At 69.2% G+C, this 14,857-nt stretch carries 14 protein-coding genes; 2 read left to right on the plus strand and 12 right to left on the minus strand.

The annotated features are described in order from the left end of the window. Positions 1–18: 18 nt before the first annotated feature. Both ASF63_RS06850 and ASF63_RS06855 read right to left on the minus strand, forming a co-directional pair. On the minus strand, positions 19–1,185 hold the full coding sequence (locus ASF63_RS06850) for an ROK family protein (RefSeq protein WP_056511206.1): 1,167 nt from the start codon (positions 1,183–1,185) through the stop codon (positions 19–21). A 138-nt stretch (positions 1,186–1,323) separates the two neighbouring features. Further along, complete coding sequence (locus tag ASF63_RS06855; protein ID WP_056511210.1) at positions 1,324–1,623, minus strand: chorismate mutase; 300 nt, start codon at positions 1,621–1,623, stop codon at positions 1,324–1,326. Positions 1,624–1,718: 95 nt separating this feature from the next. Here ASF63_RS06855 and ASF63_RS06860 point away from each other — a divergent pair, with 95 nt between their 5' ends. After that, a complete protein-coding gene (locus tag ASF63_RS06860; RefSeq protein WP_056511213.1) occupies positions 1,719–3,011 on the plus strand; it encodes an AI-2E family transporter in 1,293 nt (430 codons plus the stop codon). A gap of 96 nt (positions 3,012–3,107) precedes the next feature. On the opposite strand, the gene ASF63_RS06865 is transcribed toward ASF63_RS06860, so the two are convergent. The 10 genes from ASF63_RS06865 to ASF63_RS06910 all read right to left on the minus strand — a co-directional run bounded on the left by ASF63_RS06865 (position 3,108) and on the right by ASF63_RS06910 (position 13,499). After that, positions 3,108–4,031 (minus strand): ABC transporter substrate-binding protein, encoded by a 924-nt coding sequence (locus ASF63_RS06865; protein ID WP_056511215.1) that lies wholly within the window; start codon positions 4,029–4,031, stop codon positions 3,108–3,110. 82 nt (positions 4,032–4,113) lie between these two features. Continuing rightward, positions 4,114–4,842 (minus strand): ABC transporter permease, encoded by a 729-nt coding sequence (locus tag ASF63_RS06870; protein WP_056511217.1) that lies wholly within the window; start codon positions 4,840–4,842, stop codon positions 4,114–4,116. Next, complete coding sequence (locus ASF63_RS06875) at positions 4,839–5,519, minus strand: ABC transporter permease (RefSeq protein WP_056511220.1); 681 nt, start codon at positions 5,517–5,519, stop codon at positions 4,839–4,841. The genes ASF63_RS06870 and ASF63_RS06875 overlap by 4 nt, the downstream gene beginning before the upstream one ends. Beyond that, the gene (locus ASF63_RS06880) at positions 5,516–6,403 is read right to left on the minus strand and encodes an ABC transporter ATP-binding protein (protein WP_082477901.1); all 888 of its coding nucleotides are present in this window, start codon (positions 6,401–6,403) and stop codon (positions 5,516–5,518) included. Before ASF63_RS06880 ends, ASF63_RS06875 begins: the two co-directional genes overlap by 4 nt. A gap of 64 nt (positions 6,404–6,467) precedes the next feature. Further along, positions 6,468–6,770 (minus strand): DUF427 domain-containing protein, encoded by a 303-nt coding sequence (locus tag ASF63_RS06885; RefSeq protein ID WP_056511225.1) that lies wholly within the window; start codon positions 6,768–6,770, stop codon positions 6,468–6,470. A 171-nt stretch (positions 6,771–6,941) separates the two neighbouring features. Continuing rightward, entirely contained in the window at positions 6,942–8,375 is a 1,434-nt protein-coding gene (locus ASF63_RS06890; protein ID WP_056511228.1) for a dihydrolipoyl dehydrogenase family protein, read from the minus strand. Positions 8,376–8,736: 361 nt separating this feature from the next. Beyond that, entirely contained in the window at positions 8,737–10,110 is a 1,374-nt protein-coding gene (locus ASF63_RS06895) for an MFS transporter (protein ID WP_056511231.1), read from the minus strand. A gap of 82 nt (positions 10,111–10,192) precedes the next feature. Next, positions 10,193–10,969, minus strand: a complete 777-nt coding sequence (locus ASF63_RS19305) for a DUF2510 domain-containing protein (protein ID WP_200933981.1) — start codon at positions 10,967–10,969, stop codon at positions 10,193–10,195. A 126-nt stretch (positions 10,970–11,095) separates the two neighbouring features. Continuing rightward, positions 11,096–12,205 carry a lactonase family protein gene (locus tag ASF63_RS06905; protein ID WP_056511238.1) on the minus strand — a complete coding sequence of 370 codons (1,110 nt, stop codon included), beginning with the start codon at positions 12,203–12,205 and terminating at the stop codon, positions 11,096–11,098. A gap of 7 nt (positions 12,206–12,212) precedes the next feature. Next, a complete protein-coding gene (locus ASF63_RS06910; protein WP_056275880.1) occupies positions 12,213–13,499 on the minus strand; it encodes an adenylosuccinate synthase in 1,287 nt (428 codons plus the stop codon). 404 nt (positions 13,500–13,903) lie between these two features. Between ASF63_RS06910 and ASF63_RS06915 the strand changes: the two genes are divergently transcribed. Then, entirely contained in the window at positions 13,904–14,839 is a 936-nt protein-coding gene (locus ASF63_RS06915) for a DMT family transporter (RefSeq protein WP_056512812.1), read from the plus strand. Positions 14,840–14,857 lie beyond the last annotated feature (18 nt).

Here is a 14,857-nt window from a genome sequence, read left to right on the forward strand (position 1 = left end):
GCGCCCCCGGTCCCTCGATCAGGACGCCGGAGCGGATGCCGCGCGCAGCTGCGCCGGGCTCCAGCGCACGCCCAGCGCGCTCGACAACGCGACCTGAGCGACGCCGGTGGAGATCGAGGCGTCCGCGTCGGCGTAGCGCACGGGCACGTTCGCCGTTCCCGTGGCGATGTAGCCGATCTCGGCCTGCACGAGCTGGAGGAACTGATCGCCGAGCGCACGAGCAGGGCCGCCGATCACGACCTCGGCGGCGTCGAGCACCGCCGCGATGAGCTTGATCGTGCGAGCCAGCGACCGCGCCCCGTCGGCCAGCCGATCCGCGTCGGCCGTCGTGGCGAGGCCTTCGATCGCCTCGGCATCCATCGCATCGTCGAAGTCGTCGCCGAGCATGGCGGTCATCGATGCCACGGATTCCAGGCACCCCTGCCGCCCGCACCGGCACGCCCGCGCGTCGCCGCCGAACTGCACCTGCACGTGACCGATCTCCCCTGCACGGTCGCGAGGGCCCGGGGCGAGTTCGCCATCGAGGGTCACCGCCGCACCGATTCCGGTGCCGATGTGGATGAACAGCCGATACCCCGCCGACTCGTCCTCGATTGCGGACTCCGCGATCGCCTCGGCATCCACGTCGTTCACGAGCAGCACCGGAACGCCGAGCAGCGCCTCGAAGCGATCCGCGAGAGCGACGTCGGTCCAGCCGAGCTGCACGCTCTCGAAGACGCGGCGACCATCGGTCGTGCCGGGCAGCTGCACCCCCGCGACGAGCAGTCGGCCGCGGTGTGCGGTCGCGATCTCGGCGAGTGCGCCGTCGAGCAGTCGGTCCCGCGACTCCGACGAGTACCCGACCCTGCGCGTCTCGACCTCTGCGCCGTCGAGACCGACCAGCGCGATGTGCGCGTCGGTCGGCCGGACCACCAGCACGAGGATGAGGTGATGGGTGGCGTCGATGCTGAGGGTCGTGGCCCGCTTGCCGCCGGTGCTGGCAGCCTGGGCCCCCTCCGCGATCAGCTGCAGTTCGATGAGCTCGGCGACCAGAGACGAGGCCGTCGCCGCGGTGAGCCCGGTGGCCCGAGCGATGCCTGCCCTCGTCTGGGCACCGGGGCTGCGGAACACGAGCTGCAGCGCCCGACGCAGGTTGGCGCGGCGGACCGACGCCTGCGTGTCGAGTGCGTCGTCGCCGTTCAGCATGGAGCCGGTCCCGTTGTCCGAATCGATTGACAGACCAGTGGGTTCTGCGTACCCTCGGTCATAGTTTATTCAATAAACTTAGTTCGGTCCCCGGGCGGGTGAGTGCTGCACACACTGTCACTCGCCCGGAAGGCCGGATCATCGCCCTTCGGCGGCTTCCGTGTGATGGCGGATCACCTCGGCCACCACGAAGTTGAACCACTTCTCGGCGAACTCGGGGTCGAGGTGCGCATCCTCAGCGAGGGCCTTCAGGCGCGAGACCTGCTGCTCCTCACGGCCCGGATCGGATGCCGGCATCTGGTGCTCGGCTTTGAGCTGTCCGACCTGCTGCGTGGCGCGGAAGCGCTCTGCGAGCATGAAGATGAGTGCGGCGTCGATGTTGTCGATGCTCGAACGCAGTCGCAGGAGTTCAGCCCGGGGGTCTTCAGCGGCGGTCATGCCCCCTACTCTACGGAAACACGCGGCAGAACGACCCCACCCGGCACGGGGGATGACTCCTGGGTCGCACCTCGGGCGAACGCTATCGTGAGCACATGAGCCGAGAAGAGCAGGAACCGTCGTCGAGCGCGTCCGCTGCCGCATCCGACCCGTCCCCGCAGCCCGAGCATCCCACCTCGACTCCCGACGCATCGGCCGGAACCGAGGGCTCGTCCGGCCCCGTCGTGTCGACCGGAACCCCCGCATCCCCCACCGTCGCGACGCCGGCTCGCCTCGATCAGAGCGCATCGCATGGCGTGCGCACCGGGGTCGTCGAGCCGATGACGCCGAGCCGCTCGTTCTGGACGCGCATCGACCGCCCGTTCGTGTTCGGCTTCCTGGTGACGCTCGGCGGCCTCGCCGCCATCGTGCTCGGGCTCGCCATGGCGAACCTGTCGACCGTGCTCATCTACATCGCCCTCGCCCTGTTCGCCGCCCTGGGACTCGACCCCACCGTGCGTTTCCTCGAGCGGCGCGGGCTGTCTCGCGCCATCTCCGTGGTCGTCGCGATCCTCGGGCTCATCGTCGTCGCGGGCCTCGTGATCTGGATGGTCGTGCCGGTCGTGATCGAGCAGATCGCGAGCTTCATCCGCTCGGTGCCCGGCATGATCCAGGAGTTCATGCGGAGCGACGTCTACGCGACCCTCGAGGATCAGTTCGGCGACCAGTTCGAGTCGCTCGTCGTCGACGTGCAGAAGTTCCTCACCGACCCCGGCAACATCGCGGCGATCGGCGGCGGCGCACTGCAGGTCGGCGCCTCCATCGCCAACGCCATCTCGGGCATCATCGTGGTGCTCGTGCTCACGCTCTACTTCGTCGCGACTCTGCCCTCGATCAAGTCGGGGATGCTCCGCCTCGCTCCTGCCCGTGACCGCGCTCGCGCAAGCGACATCACCGACCAGATCACCGATTCGGTCGGGGCCTACGTCATGGGAATGGTGGTGCTCGCGTTCTGCAACGCGGTCCTCACATTCCTGTTGTATCTCCTCCTCGGCCTGCCGTTCCCTCCGCTCATGGCGACCGTCGCGTTCTGCATCACCCTGATCCCGCTCGTCGGATCGGTGATCTTCTGGATCATCGGCAGCGGACTCGCGCTCTTCAGCGACCCCGTCGCGGCTCTCGTGTTCGCCCTCATCTATGTCGTGTACATGCAGATCGAGGCGTACGTCATCACTCCCCGCGTCATGAACAAGGCTGTGGCCGTTCCGGGTGCCCTCGTCGTGATCGGCGCCCTCGCCGGTGGCACGCTGCTCGGCCTGCTCGGCGCGCTCGTCGCGGTGCCGGTCGCGGCATCCATCCTCATCATCATCAAACAGGTGCTGATACCCCGGCAGGATGCCCGGGTCTAGACCCTCGGCGACACCGACACCGACGCCCGCAGCTCACACGCAGAAGTGCCCGGACCGCTGAGGGTCCGGGCACCTTCGTGTGAAGACGACTCGGCGTCAGACGAGGTCGTTGTCCTCGAGCCACTTCTTGGCGATGTCGGCCGACGACTGCTGGTCGACCGTGCTCAGCACGTTGAGTGCGACGAGCTCCTCGCCGGTCAGCTTGGCGCTGATGGCGTTGAGCACGTCCGACACGTCGTCAGCGATGTCGCTCGAGACGATCGGCACGACGTTCGACGAGATGATCAGGTTCTCGGGGTCTTCGAGAGCGACGATCTCCTCGGTCTCGAACGCGGGGTCGGCCGTGTAGATGTCGGCGACCTGGATCTGGCCGGCGAGCAGCGACTCGAGCGTGGTCGGGCCGGTGGCCGAGAACGCCAGGTCGACGCCATAGACCTCCTTGGCCTTAGCCGGGCTGTAGGGACGCTGCTCGAACTCGGGAGCCGCGCCGATCGTGACCTGCGAGGTGACCTTGCTGAGGTCGCCGATCGTCTTCAGGTCGTTCTCCTCGGCGAAGCTCTTGAGCACCGTGTAGGAGTCCTGGTCGGTCGCCTCGGCGAAGTCGAGGGCCGTGAGGCTCTCGGGCAGCGCATCCTGCAGCGCCGCGTAGACGTCATCAGGGCTGGTGACATCGATCTCGTCGTCCGAGATGTACTCGAGCAGGCTGCCCGTGTACTCGGGGAAGACGTTGATCGCACCCGACTCGACATCGGGCATGTACGCGTCGCGCTGGCCGATGCTGAGCTGCTTCTCGACGTCGAAGCCGGCGGCTTCGAGCGCCTGAGCGTAGATCTCGGCGATGATCTCGTTGGAGTAGTACGCCTGCGAGCCGACGACGATCGTGTCGCCGCTGCCGGAGCCCTCGCTCGAGTCGGACGGCTCGTCGAGCGGGTTGCTCGACGAGCAGGCCGACAGGGCGAGTGCCGCCGCGGCGACAAGACCGACGGCGAAGACAGAGCGCTTGCCTCGTGCTGTGAACATGGACTTTCCTCTTCTCTGGGACTGCTGTGGGGGACTGCTGCTGTGTGGAACTGCTGTGCGGGATGGAGAGATCGGGGCGCTGTCAGGCGGTCGCGGGAGCCGCGGCGGGCGCGAGGTCACGAGACCGACGACGCGTCGGGCGGCCGGCGCGAAGCCCGGCCGGCACAGCGGCATGCTGAGCCGCGGCGAGGAGGAGGTCGACCAGCAACGCGAGCGTGGCCACGAGGATGGCGCCGGCCAGCACCTGATCGAACTTCTGCAACGGGATGCCCTGGATGATGGGCCATCCGAGGCCGCCGAGGTTCACGTAGGCGGCGATCGTGACGGTCGCGATCACCTGCAGGAGGGCCGAGCGGATGCCGCCGACGAGCAGAGGGAGCCCGAGGGGCACCTCGACCTTCCAGAAGATCTGCCAGCCGGTCATGCCCATGGCCTTGGCCGAGTCGATCACGCGGCGATCGATCGCCTCGAGCCCTGTGTACGCGCCCGCGAGCAGCGACGGGATCGCGAGCAGCACGAACGTGATGATCGCTGCTTCGGGAACGCGGAGCACGCCGAGCAGCAGCACCAGCAGGATCATCAGACCGAACGCCGGAATCGCGCGCGCCGCACCAGAGATCGCGACGGCGACCTCGCGCCCCTTGCCCGTGTGGCCGATGAGCCAGCCGATGGGCACGGCGATCACTGCGGCGATCAGTACCGAGACGGCCGTGAGCACGAGGTGCTCCGCGAGCAGCTTGGGCAGCGCGTAGTTGCCCGTCCACTGAGCGGGGGCGAGCATCCAGGCGAAGGCCTCGGCGAAGAGATTCATGCGGGAGCTCCCACCGTGACGGGCCGAGCGGCCACCTTGCGTGATGCCGCACGGGTCCACGGCATGAGCGCGCGGCCGGCCAGCAGCAGGAGCAGGTCGATCACGAGCGCGATGATGACGACGGCGATGACACCCGCGAAGACCTCGGCGATGATGCGTCGGTCGAGGCCGTTCGTGAACAGATAGCCGAGGTTGGTCACGCCGATGAGGATGCCGACGGTCGCGAGCGAGATGGTGCTGACGGCGGTCACACGCAGGCCCGCGAGGATCACCGGTCCTGCCAGCGGGAACTCCACGGCCCAGAACCGCCGGAACGAGGCGAACCCCGTGGCGGTGGCCGCCTGTCGCACATCGTCGTCGACCGAATCGAGCCCGTCGGAGACCGCACGCACCAGGATCGCGATCGCGTAGATCGTGAGCGCGATCACGAGGTTCGTCTCGCTTCGGGCCGAGTACCCCGCCACCGAGGGCAGCAGGATCAGCAGTGCGAGCGACGGGATCGTGTACAGCAGCCCGGTGAGCACGATGATCGGTCCGCGCACCAGGCGGAACCGCCAGGCCACCCACCCGAGCGGCAGCGACAGCACGAATCCGAGCACGATCGGGATGATGCTCTGACGCAGGTGCACCAGCGTCAGCTCGAAGATCAACCCGAGGTTGTCGACGACCCAGTTCACGTACGCTCGCTCCGCACAGCGCCGAGAGCGGCGGCATCCGGTCCTGCGAGAGGGCCGTCGGCCTTCTCGGCGTCGGCCACGATCGCACCCTGGGTGCGACCCTCGGAGTCGACCACGACGGTGCCGTGCGGTGTCTCCTTGAGATGCAGTGCCCGACGACCACGATCGGCGCCGATGAAGGATGCGACGAAGTCGTCTGCCGGGTTCTCGATGATCTCGCTCGGGCTGCCCACCTGCACGATACGAGCGCCCTTGTCGAGGATCACGACCTGGTCGCCGAGCAGGAACGCCTCGTCGATGTCGTGCGTGACGAAGACGACCGTCTTGTCGAGCTCGTGCTGCAGGCGCAGGGTCTCCTGCTGCAGGTCGGCGCGCACGATCGGGTCGACGGCACCGAACGGCTCGTCCATCAGGAGGATGTTCGGATCGGCCGCGAGCCCACGGGCGACGCCCACACGCTGCTGCTGTCCGCCCGAGAGCTGGCTCGGGTATCGCTCGGCCAGCGACTGGTCGAGGCCCACCGTCTTCAGCAGCTCACGCGCACGCTCGTGCGCGGGGCCCTTCTTCACACCGGTCAGCCGCAGCACAGTGGCCACATTGTCGATCACGGTGAAGTGCGGCATCAGGCCCGAGTTCTGCATCACGTAGCCGATGCTGCGGCGCAGGGCGACCGGGTCTCCGCCCAGAACGCTCTCGCCGTCGATCTCGACCTCACCCGAGGTCGGTTCGACCATGCGGTTGATCATCCGCAGCAGAGTGGTCTTTCCGCAGCCGGACGACCCGACGAAGACGGTGGTCTTGCGGGACGGCAACACGAGGCTGAAGTCCTTCACGGCGGTCGTGCCGTCGGGGAACTGCTTGGTGACGTTGCGGAACTCGATCATGATTACTCTCCGGTCGATCGATCGACGAGACGGGCGTCAGCGCCTCGGCTGCGGCATACAGAGGTCATGCCGAGACTTCGACCCTCGGGTCGAAGGCGACGAAGCCCGAGAAGTCCTTGCCGACGCGGTCGAAGGCGCTCGGGAACGGAGTCGGGTACGACCAGGCGTAGTCGGTGTGCAGTTCGCCGCCCGCCTGCACCGAGAAGTACTGCGCGGCGCCCTTCCACGGGCACGTGTACGGGGTCGGGCTCTCGACGAGCGCGCCCTCCGTGATCGATGCGGGCGGGAAGTACCAGTTGCCCTCGATGCGCGCGAGATCGCTCTCGTCTGCTTCGGCGATGACGGTTCCTGCGAGTACAGCCTTCATGGTCCTGCCTCCTCGGATGTGGATTCGAGCGTATAAGAGGTGTGCGACATCCGCCCCAGGCTTGCGCTGGGGGGCGTCAATGTGAGAAACAATCCTGCTCCGGGCACGCCGACCGCACCCGGCCTCTCACGGTCTGTTCGGAGCGGATGCCGGGACGGATGGTTCGGGCGGTCATGCCGAATCCCGCCCGTAGCCCTCCAGCAGCCGCAGCCAGACCTCGCTGATCGTCGGGTAGGCCGGAACGGCGTGCCAGAGGCGCGCGATGGGCACCTCGCCCACGATCGCCACGGTCGCGGTCTGCACGAGCTCGGCGACCTCGGGGCCGACGAACGTGGCGCCGATGATGACGTCACGCTCCTTGTCGATCACGATGCGGGCCTGGCCCTCGAAGCCGTCCTCGTAGAGGCTCGCTCCGGCGACCGATCCCAGGTCGTAGTCGACCACGGCGACGTCATGCCCGGCCTTGCGCGCCTCCGACTCCGTCTGCCCGACCGAGGCGACCTCGGGGAACGAGAAGGTGACCTGGGGGGCGGCGGTCTTGTCGGCAGTCGCCACGTGCTTGCCCCACGGAGCATCATCGACGTCTCCGCCCTGCGCACGCGCTGCGATGACGTCTCCGGCCGCCCGCGCCTGGTACTTGCCCTGGTGCGTCAACAGCACGCGTCCGTTGACGTCGCCAACGGCGTAGAGCCAGTCGGATCCGGGGACGCGCAGCGTGTCGTCGACCGTGATCCAGCGACCGGGCTCGAGGCCCACGACGTCGAGGCCGATGTCGCCGCTTCGGGGAGAACGCCCGGTGGCGACGAGGACCTCTGCCGCAGTGACGGTGGAGTCGTCGTCGAGCACGATCGTCACGCCGTCGTCACCCCGCGTGACGCGCGTGGTGCCTGTGTCGGTGCGCACATCCACTCCGAGCTCCTTCAGTCCGGCGGCGACGCGCTCGCCCGCGAAGGGCTCCATCGCGCCGAGCAGACCGCTGCGGGCGATGATCGTCACCGTCGAGCCGAGAGCCGCGTACGCCGTCGCCATCTCGACCGCGACGACGCCGCCGCCGATCACGGCGAGGGACTCGGGCAGCTCCTCGGCGCTGGTCGCCTCGCGGCTGGTCCAGGGAGACGACTCGCGAAGGCCTTCGATCGGCGGGATCACTGCATCCGACCCCGTGCTGATCGCGACCGCATGGCGGGCGCGCAGCACGCGGGTGCCGCCGTCGGCATCCGTCACCGTCACTTCGCGCTCGCCCGTCAGTCGCCCGTGGCCGCGCGCCAGGTCGATGCCGGCCGAGTCGAGCCACTTCACCTGTCCGTCATCCGACCAGTTGCTCGTGAACGAGTCCCGGCGCTCGAACACCGCTCGCACGTCGAGCTTTCCGGTGACCGCTTCGGCCGCGCCCTTGACCTTCTGCGCCGCACGCAGTGCCTGACCCGAGCGCAGCAGCGCCTTCGACGGCATGCAAGCCCAGTACGAGCACTCGCCGCCCACCAGCTCGCTCTCCACGATGATCGCGGTCAGTCCGTCCTGCACGGCGCGGTCGGCGACGTTCTCGCCCACCGGTCCTCCGCCCAGCACGATCAGGTCGTATTCGTCGGTTTTCTCAGCAGTCATGAGGTGCACCTCTCCGTCGCCCAGTCTTCCTCAGAAGCAACGCCGAGTCACGGGGTGGTGTTCCGCCGGAGCTTGTGCAAGAGCGCTCCGGGCGCGTCGCCGGGCTCGCCCGGGGGCTCCGCGGGGGCCGATCCGACCCGATCCCACCCGTCTACCGGACCGACCCGATCCATCTGCAGGACCACGGCACGTCTGCAGGACCACGGCACGTCTGCAGGACCACGGCACGTCTGCAGGACCACGGCACGCCTGCAGGACCAGATCCGTCTCTTCGTCCTGCATCTGTGCGACGGTCCTGCAAACGGACGACCCCGCCCTGCCACCAGCCACCGGCCACCTGCCGCCGATCGGCCGGCGTCGGTCACCCCACCCGGGGCATGACCCGAGGAGCGAGCACCGCCGCGGCGAGCGCGATGATCCCGGCGAAGGCGAATACCGCGATGAACGGGTCTCCCGCCGCGGCCAGCCCGGCGAACAGCACGCCCGTGACCGCGAGCGCCAGCGCACTCCCGAACGAGTCGGCCACCGTCATGGCCGCACTGTTGAAGCCCTGGTTCTCGGGCGCCGACATCTCGAGGGTCAGAGCGCTGGTCCGCGGACTCATCAGCCCCATGCCCGCCCCTGCGACGATCCACGCGACGATGATGACGACGACCGGTGCGGTGAGCACCGCTGCGGCGAGCGCGAGCACGACTCCCGCGACGACGAGGAGCGTGCCGATCCGCACGGCCGTGACGCTCGAGAGGCGCACGCCCATGCGCCCCTGCAGGGTGGCGGCGGCCGACCACGCGAGGGCACCGCCGGTGAGGGAGAGCCCCGCGATGGTCGGCGACACCTCGTATCGATCGGTCAGCAGATACGGGATGTACACCTGGGCGCCGAAGAACCCCGCGGCGGCGAGTCCGCGCACGAGCAGCACCGAGGGCAGACCGCGTCGGGCACGCAGGGTTCCCGTGGGCAGCAGCGCCCGGACCGCGACGAGCGCCACGACGACTGCTGCCGCCGCGAGCACGGGGCCGACGCCGGGGACGTCGCCGACGAGATTCAGTCCGAGCACCGCGACCGCGGCGAGCACCGACCATCCCAGCCGACCGAACGCCCAGGGGATCGTGGCATCGCCGTCGCCCGAGAGTCCGCGGAGCGCGGGGACGACCATCAGCAGGGCGGGGACCACGAGGAAGACAACGCCGAGGAACACCCAGTGCCAGCTCCACAGCTCTGTGACGGCCCCGGCGACGGTCGGCCCGACGAGCGACGGCACGACCCAGGCGGCGGCGAAACCGGCGAAGATCGCGGGATGCAGCTCGCGCGGGTAGACCCGGGCGACGACCACGTACAGCGCCACCATCAGCCCGCCGTTGCCGAGGCCCTGGGCGAAGCGCCCGGCGACGAGCACCTCCATGGTCGGTGCGAGGCCTGCGACGAGGAGTCCGACGACGAACAGCGCCACCGACGCGTAGAGCGGGGCGACGGGTCCGCGGCGATCGGCCCAGTTGCCCGCCACGACCATGCCGATCACCCCGGTGGCGAGCGGCCCCGCGAAGGCGAGCGCATACAGACGGTCACCGTCGAGGTCGGCGCTCACCGCCGGCATCACCGTGGTGACGGCGAGGGATTCGAACGCCCCGAGGAACACGAGGGCGCAGGCGCCGATCGTGATCCAGAGGTAGGCGCCGCTCATGATGCCGGGGGCGGCGACCTTCGCGGTCTGCGCCCCACCCGTGTCGATGGTCATAAGCACGACCGTAGAACCTCAACAAAGGTTGAGGTCAAGCGGGATCAGCGGGTGCGCCGGGAAGGAGATCACCCCGCGGGCGTCAGCCCCACGCGCCTTCGCCTTCAGGATCGCAGGCGAAGATCGCGTCCTCGATCGCCTGCGCCGCGGCATCACGCTCGTCTTCCGGCGGATCCTCGCCCGTGATCACCAGCTGCAGCGTCTCGTCGGATATGTCCGACGCGTAGAGCTCTTCACCGATGCAGGGGTAGAAGTCCGGCATGTCGTCGTAGTTGGTGATGCCTTCCGACTGAAAGGTCTGCTCGACCTGCAGCGCGATCTCCTCCGGCGCGGGCCGGTCGCCGCCCGCACCGGCCGAGGGCGATGACGGCGCGGGCTGCGTCGTGGGGGCCGACGGCGCGGGGTCGGCAGGGCCCGCCGAGCCGCCGGGGCCCGCGAGGGTCGCAGCGACGATGACGAGGGTTACCACGGTGCCGACCACCCCGCCCACGATCGAGAGGATCATCCCGACGATCGACGGCCACTTCGCGGCGTTGCGCGCGAACACCCCGATCAGCGAGACCACGAAACCAGCGACCAGAGCGATCAGGCCGATGACGAAGGTCAACGGGATGCAGGCGAGGACCGTACCCACGACGGCGAGCCCGAGTCCGACGAAGCCGAGCACCGGTGCGACGCGCGTGGCCGACTCGGGACGACCGATCTCAGCGCTTTCGTAGCCGGTCATATGGTGCGGTGTCACCTGCCCCGTGGGGGCGACGGTCGCGTCACCAGGGGCGAGGTGCTCTGTCCAACGCGCGCCATCCCACCACCGCTGGCGTCCTGACCCGTCGTCGTACCATCCGGCCGGCATGCTCATGAGTCCCCCTCGTCGATCCACGCCATACCAGGATGCCAGACGCGCGCGATCGCCCCCCCGACTGCCGATCTCACGACCCCGCGTTTGCAGACGCCGGGTCGGCGCATCGGTGTCAGCGAGTGCGCGTCAGCGGACCGGAAGGAAGTGCGTCGGCGTCGGCGCCTGGGCGGTATGACGGATGCCGAGCGGCGCCCCCGTGCGCTCATCGAGGTCGAGCAGTGCGACGGTGTCGGAGCGCTGTCCGGCGACCAAGAGCTTTCCCTGGTGCACGAGGTGATGCCGCGGCCAGTCGACGCCGGAGTCGGCGAGCGCGATCGGCTCGAGGCTCTCTCCTCCGCCCCGCACGCGCAGGGCCGCGATCGTGTTGCTGCCGCGGAGTGCCGTGTAGAGGAACTGCGCATCGCGCGTGCGGGCGAGCTCGGCGGGGAAGTCCACGCCGATCTCCGCGATCGGGCTCGCCAGCACCGACGACGCCACCCCCCACGTGCCGTCTCGGCTCGCGGCGAGCGTGAACACCTCGCACGAGTACTCGGTGACGACGTGCAGGTGACCGCTGGGGTGCACGACCATGTGGCGGGGGCCGGTGCCGAGCGGCAGCACGACCTCGTGATCGAGAGCGAGGCCGCCCGCGGTCTGGCGCCAGATCCGCACGAGGTCGAAGCCCAGGTCGGTCGTGGCGATGCGCCCGTCGGGCAGGAACGCCGAGGCGTGCGCATGCGAGACGCGCGCCTCGCCGTCTGCCGTGAGCTCGCCGGAGTAGGGGTCGGATGCCGCGGCTGCGACCCCCGCGGGCGGCGCCGTCTCGATCGGCTCGCCGAGGAGCGCCGCGCGCAGCTCGGCGGCCTTGTTCACGGCATCCGGGATGAGGTGCCCCTGGGCGTCGATGCCGATGCGGACGACCCGTCCGTCGCCGTAGCAGCTCGCGATCAGCCACGATCCGCTGGGGGAGACCGCCACATGGCAGACGGAGTCGCCCGCCTCGACGGGTTCCCCCAGCGGCCGCAGCGTCGATTCACCGCTCCGCGAGAACGCCTGCACCGCGGCATCCCCCTCGAGCGCCGCGTAGACGACGTCGAGGGACGGATGCTGCGCCAGCCACGAGGGCGACGGGGTCTTCGTGACCGCGCCTCGGTACTCGAGGGCGGTCTGCCTGTCGGCGTCGCCCGCCAGCAGGCCGATGCCGTCGGCAGAGCCCTCCATCGCGGAGCCGTATCCGCCGAGCCAGAACCGGGTCATGTCAGCCTCAGTCGAGCAGGTCGTGACGCACGATGACCTGGTCGCGCTCGGGGCCGACGCCGATGACGGAGATGCGCGTATTGCTCATGCCCTCGAGCGCGATGACGTAGTCCTGCGCGTTCTTCGGCAGGTCGTCGAACGTGCGTGCGGTCGAGATGTCCTCGCTCCACCCCGGGAAGTACTCGAGGATCGGCGTCGCGTGGTGGAAGTCGGTCTGGTTGACCGGCACCTCGTCGAAGCGCCGACCGTCGACGTCGTATGCGACGCAGACGGGGATCTGCTCGAGTCCGGTGAGGATGTCGAGCTTGGTGAGGACGAGATCGGTGATGCCGTTCACACGCGTCGCGTAGCGGGTGATCGGGGCGTCGTACCAGCCGACCCGGCGCGGACGGCCCGTGGTGGTGCCGAACTCGAAGCCGCGCGACCGCAGCCACTCGCCCTGCTCGTCGAACAGCTCGGTGGGGAACGGACCGGAGCCGACACGGGTCGTGTAGGCCTTCACGATGCCGACGATGCGGTCGAGCGCTCCGGGGCCGACGCCCGATCCGGTGGACGCGCCGCCCGCCGTGGCCGACGACGACGTGACGAACGGGTAGGTGCCGTGGTCGACGTCGAGCATGGTGGCCTGACCGCCCTCGAACACGACCACCTCGTCGCGGCGCAGGGCCTCGTCGAGCAGGTATCCCGTGTCGGCGACCATCGGCCGCAGGCGCTCGGCGTACGAGAGCAGGTCTTCGACGACCTCGTCGGCGGTGATCGCGCGACGGTTGAAGATCTTCACCAGCAGGTGGTTCTTCTGGTCGAGGGCGCCTTCGACCTTCTGGCGCAGGATGTTCTCGTCGAAGAGGTCCTGCACGCGGATGCCGACGCGGTTGATCTTGTCGGCGTAGGCGGGGCCGATGCCACGGCCGGTCGTGCCGATCATGCGCTTGCCGAGGAAGCGCTCGGTGACCTTGTCGAGAGTGCGGTGGTACTGGGTGATGATGTGCGCGTTGGCGCTCACCTTCAGACGGGAGACGTCGATGCCACGGCCGCCGAGCGCCTCGAGCTCGCTGAAGAGCACCTCGAGGTCGATCACGACGCCGTTGCCGATCACCGGCGTGACGCCCGGCGACAGGATGCCGGACGGCAGCAGGTGCAGTGCGTACTTCTCATTGCCGACCACGACGGTGTGGCCCGCGTTGTTGCCGCCGTTGAACTTGACGACCCAGTCGGTGCGCTCGCCGAGCAGGTCGGTGGCCTTGCCCTTGCCCTCATCGCCCCACTGGACGCCGACGATAACGATTCCTGGCATGGGTATCCCCCTTGCTTTCGCCGGGTTTGCACCGGCTGATGAGCTGGCCCTTGTCGGGCGACTCCATCCTACCGAAGGGCTGTTTCGCGGCCGTTTCGGGCTGTGGAGCGGCGACCTCCGGGGATGCTCACCCGACGGGCGCTGGGTCCGGGCGCCGGGTCCGGCGCTGGGCCCGGCGCTGGGCCCGGTGCTGCGACCCGATGCCGATCCCCGGGGCACGGGGTGTGCGTCTGCAGGACCGATGCACGGTTGCAGGACGAAAGCCTGCGCCTCCTCCTGCAACCGTGCTCACGTCCTGCGGATGGACCCTGCCGAGCGGAGACGACGGACAGCTGACAGAAAAGCGTCGGATGCTGTCGTTCCGGCGCATCGCCGATGTCGGTGGCCGGTGCCAGGATCGAAGGATGCCGAAGACCGGTCGCGTGCAGCGCGACGACAGCCTGAATCCCGCTAAGCCCCGCACGCAGGGGCCGCTCGTGCTCGTCGCCGCCCTCGTGACGGTCGTGCTGTGGGCGTCGGCGTTCATCGGCATCCGCGGTGCGGGTCCGCACTTCGACCCCGGCGCACTCGCACTGCTGCGCATGGCGGTGGGCAGCGCCGTGCTCGCGATCATCGCGGTGCGGCACGGCATCCGTCTTCCCGAGCGCCGCCACTGGTGGCTCGTCGCGGTGTGGGGAGTGGGCTGGTTCTGCGTCTACAACCTCGCGCTGAACGCCGCCGAGCGCACCCTCGATGCGGGCACGGCGGCGATGGTCGTGAACCTCGCACCCCTCATGGTGGTGATCTTCAGCGGACTGTTCCTGCGCGAGGGCTTTCCCAAGCCGCTCATCATCGGAGCCCCGATCGCGTTCCTCGGCGTGGTGCTGATCGGCATGAACTCGTCCACCAGCGAAGGGCCCGACATCACGGGGCTGCTGCTCGCGCTGCTCGCGGCCGTGATGTACGCGGGCTGCACGCTGCTGCAGAAGCATCTGCTGAGCGCCGGGTCCGACGCCACGACCCTCACCTTCCTCGGTGCCGTCGCGGGCACCGTCGCGCTGCTCCCGTGGACGGGCAGTCTGATCGGCGCGCTGCAGACCGCTCCTCTCGACTCGACGCTGTGGGTCATCTACCTCGGCATCTTCCCGACGGCGATCGCGTTCACCACCTGGGCGTACGTGTTGCAGCGCAGCACCGCCGGGCAGACGTCGGCCACGACCTACGTCGTTCCTGCGATCGCGATCCTGATGTCGTGGGCGATCCTCGGGGAGGTGCCGACGCTGCTGATGTTCGTCGGCGGCGCGCTGTGCCTGCTCGGCGTGCTCGTCACCCGGATGCGGTGGGGCCGCCGCGCGCGCTGACCCAGGCGGGCTGAGCAA

Origin of the sequence: Microbacterium sp. Leaf320 (assembly GCF_001423485.1) — a bacterium.
Taxonomy (GTDB): domain Bacteria; phylum Actinomycetota; class Actinomycetes; order Actinomycetales; family Microbacteriaceae; genus Microbacterium.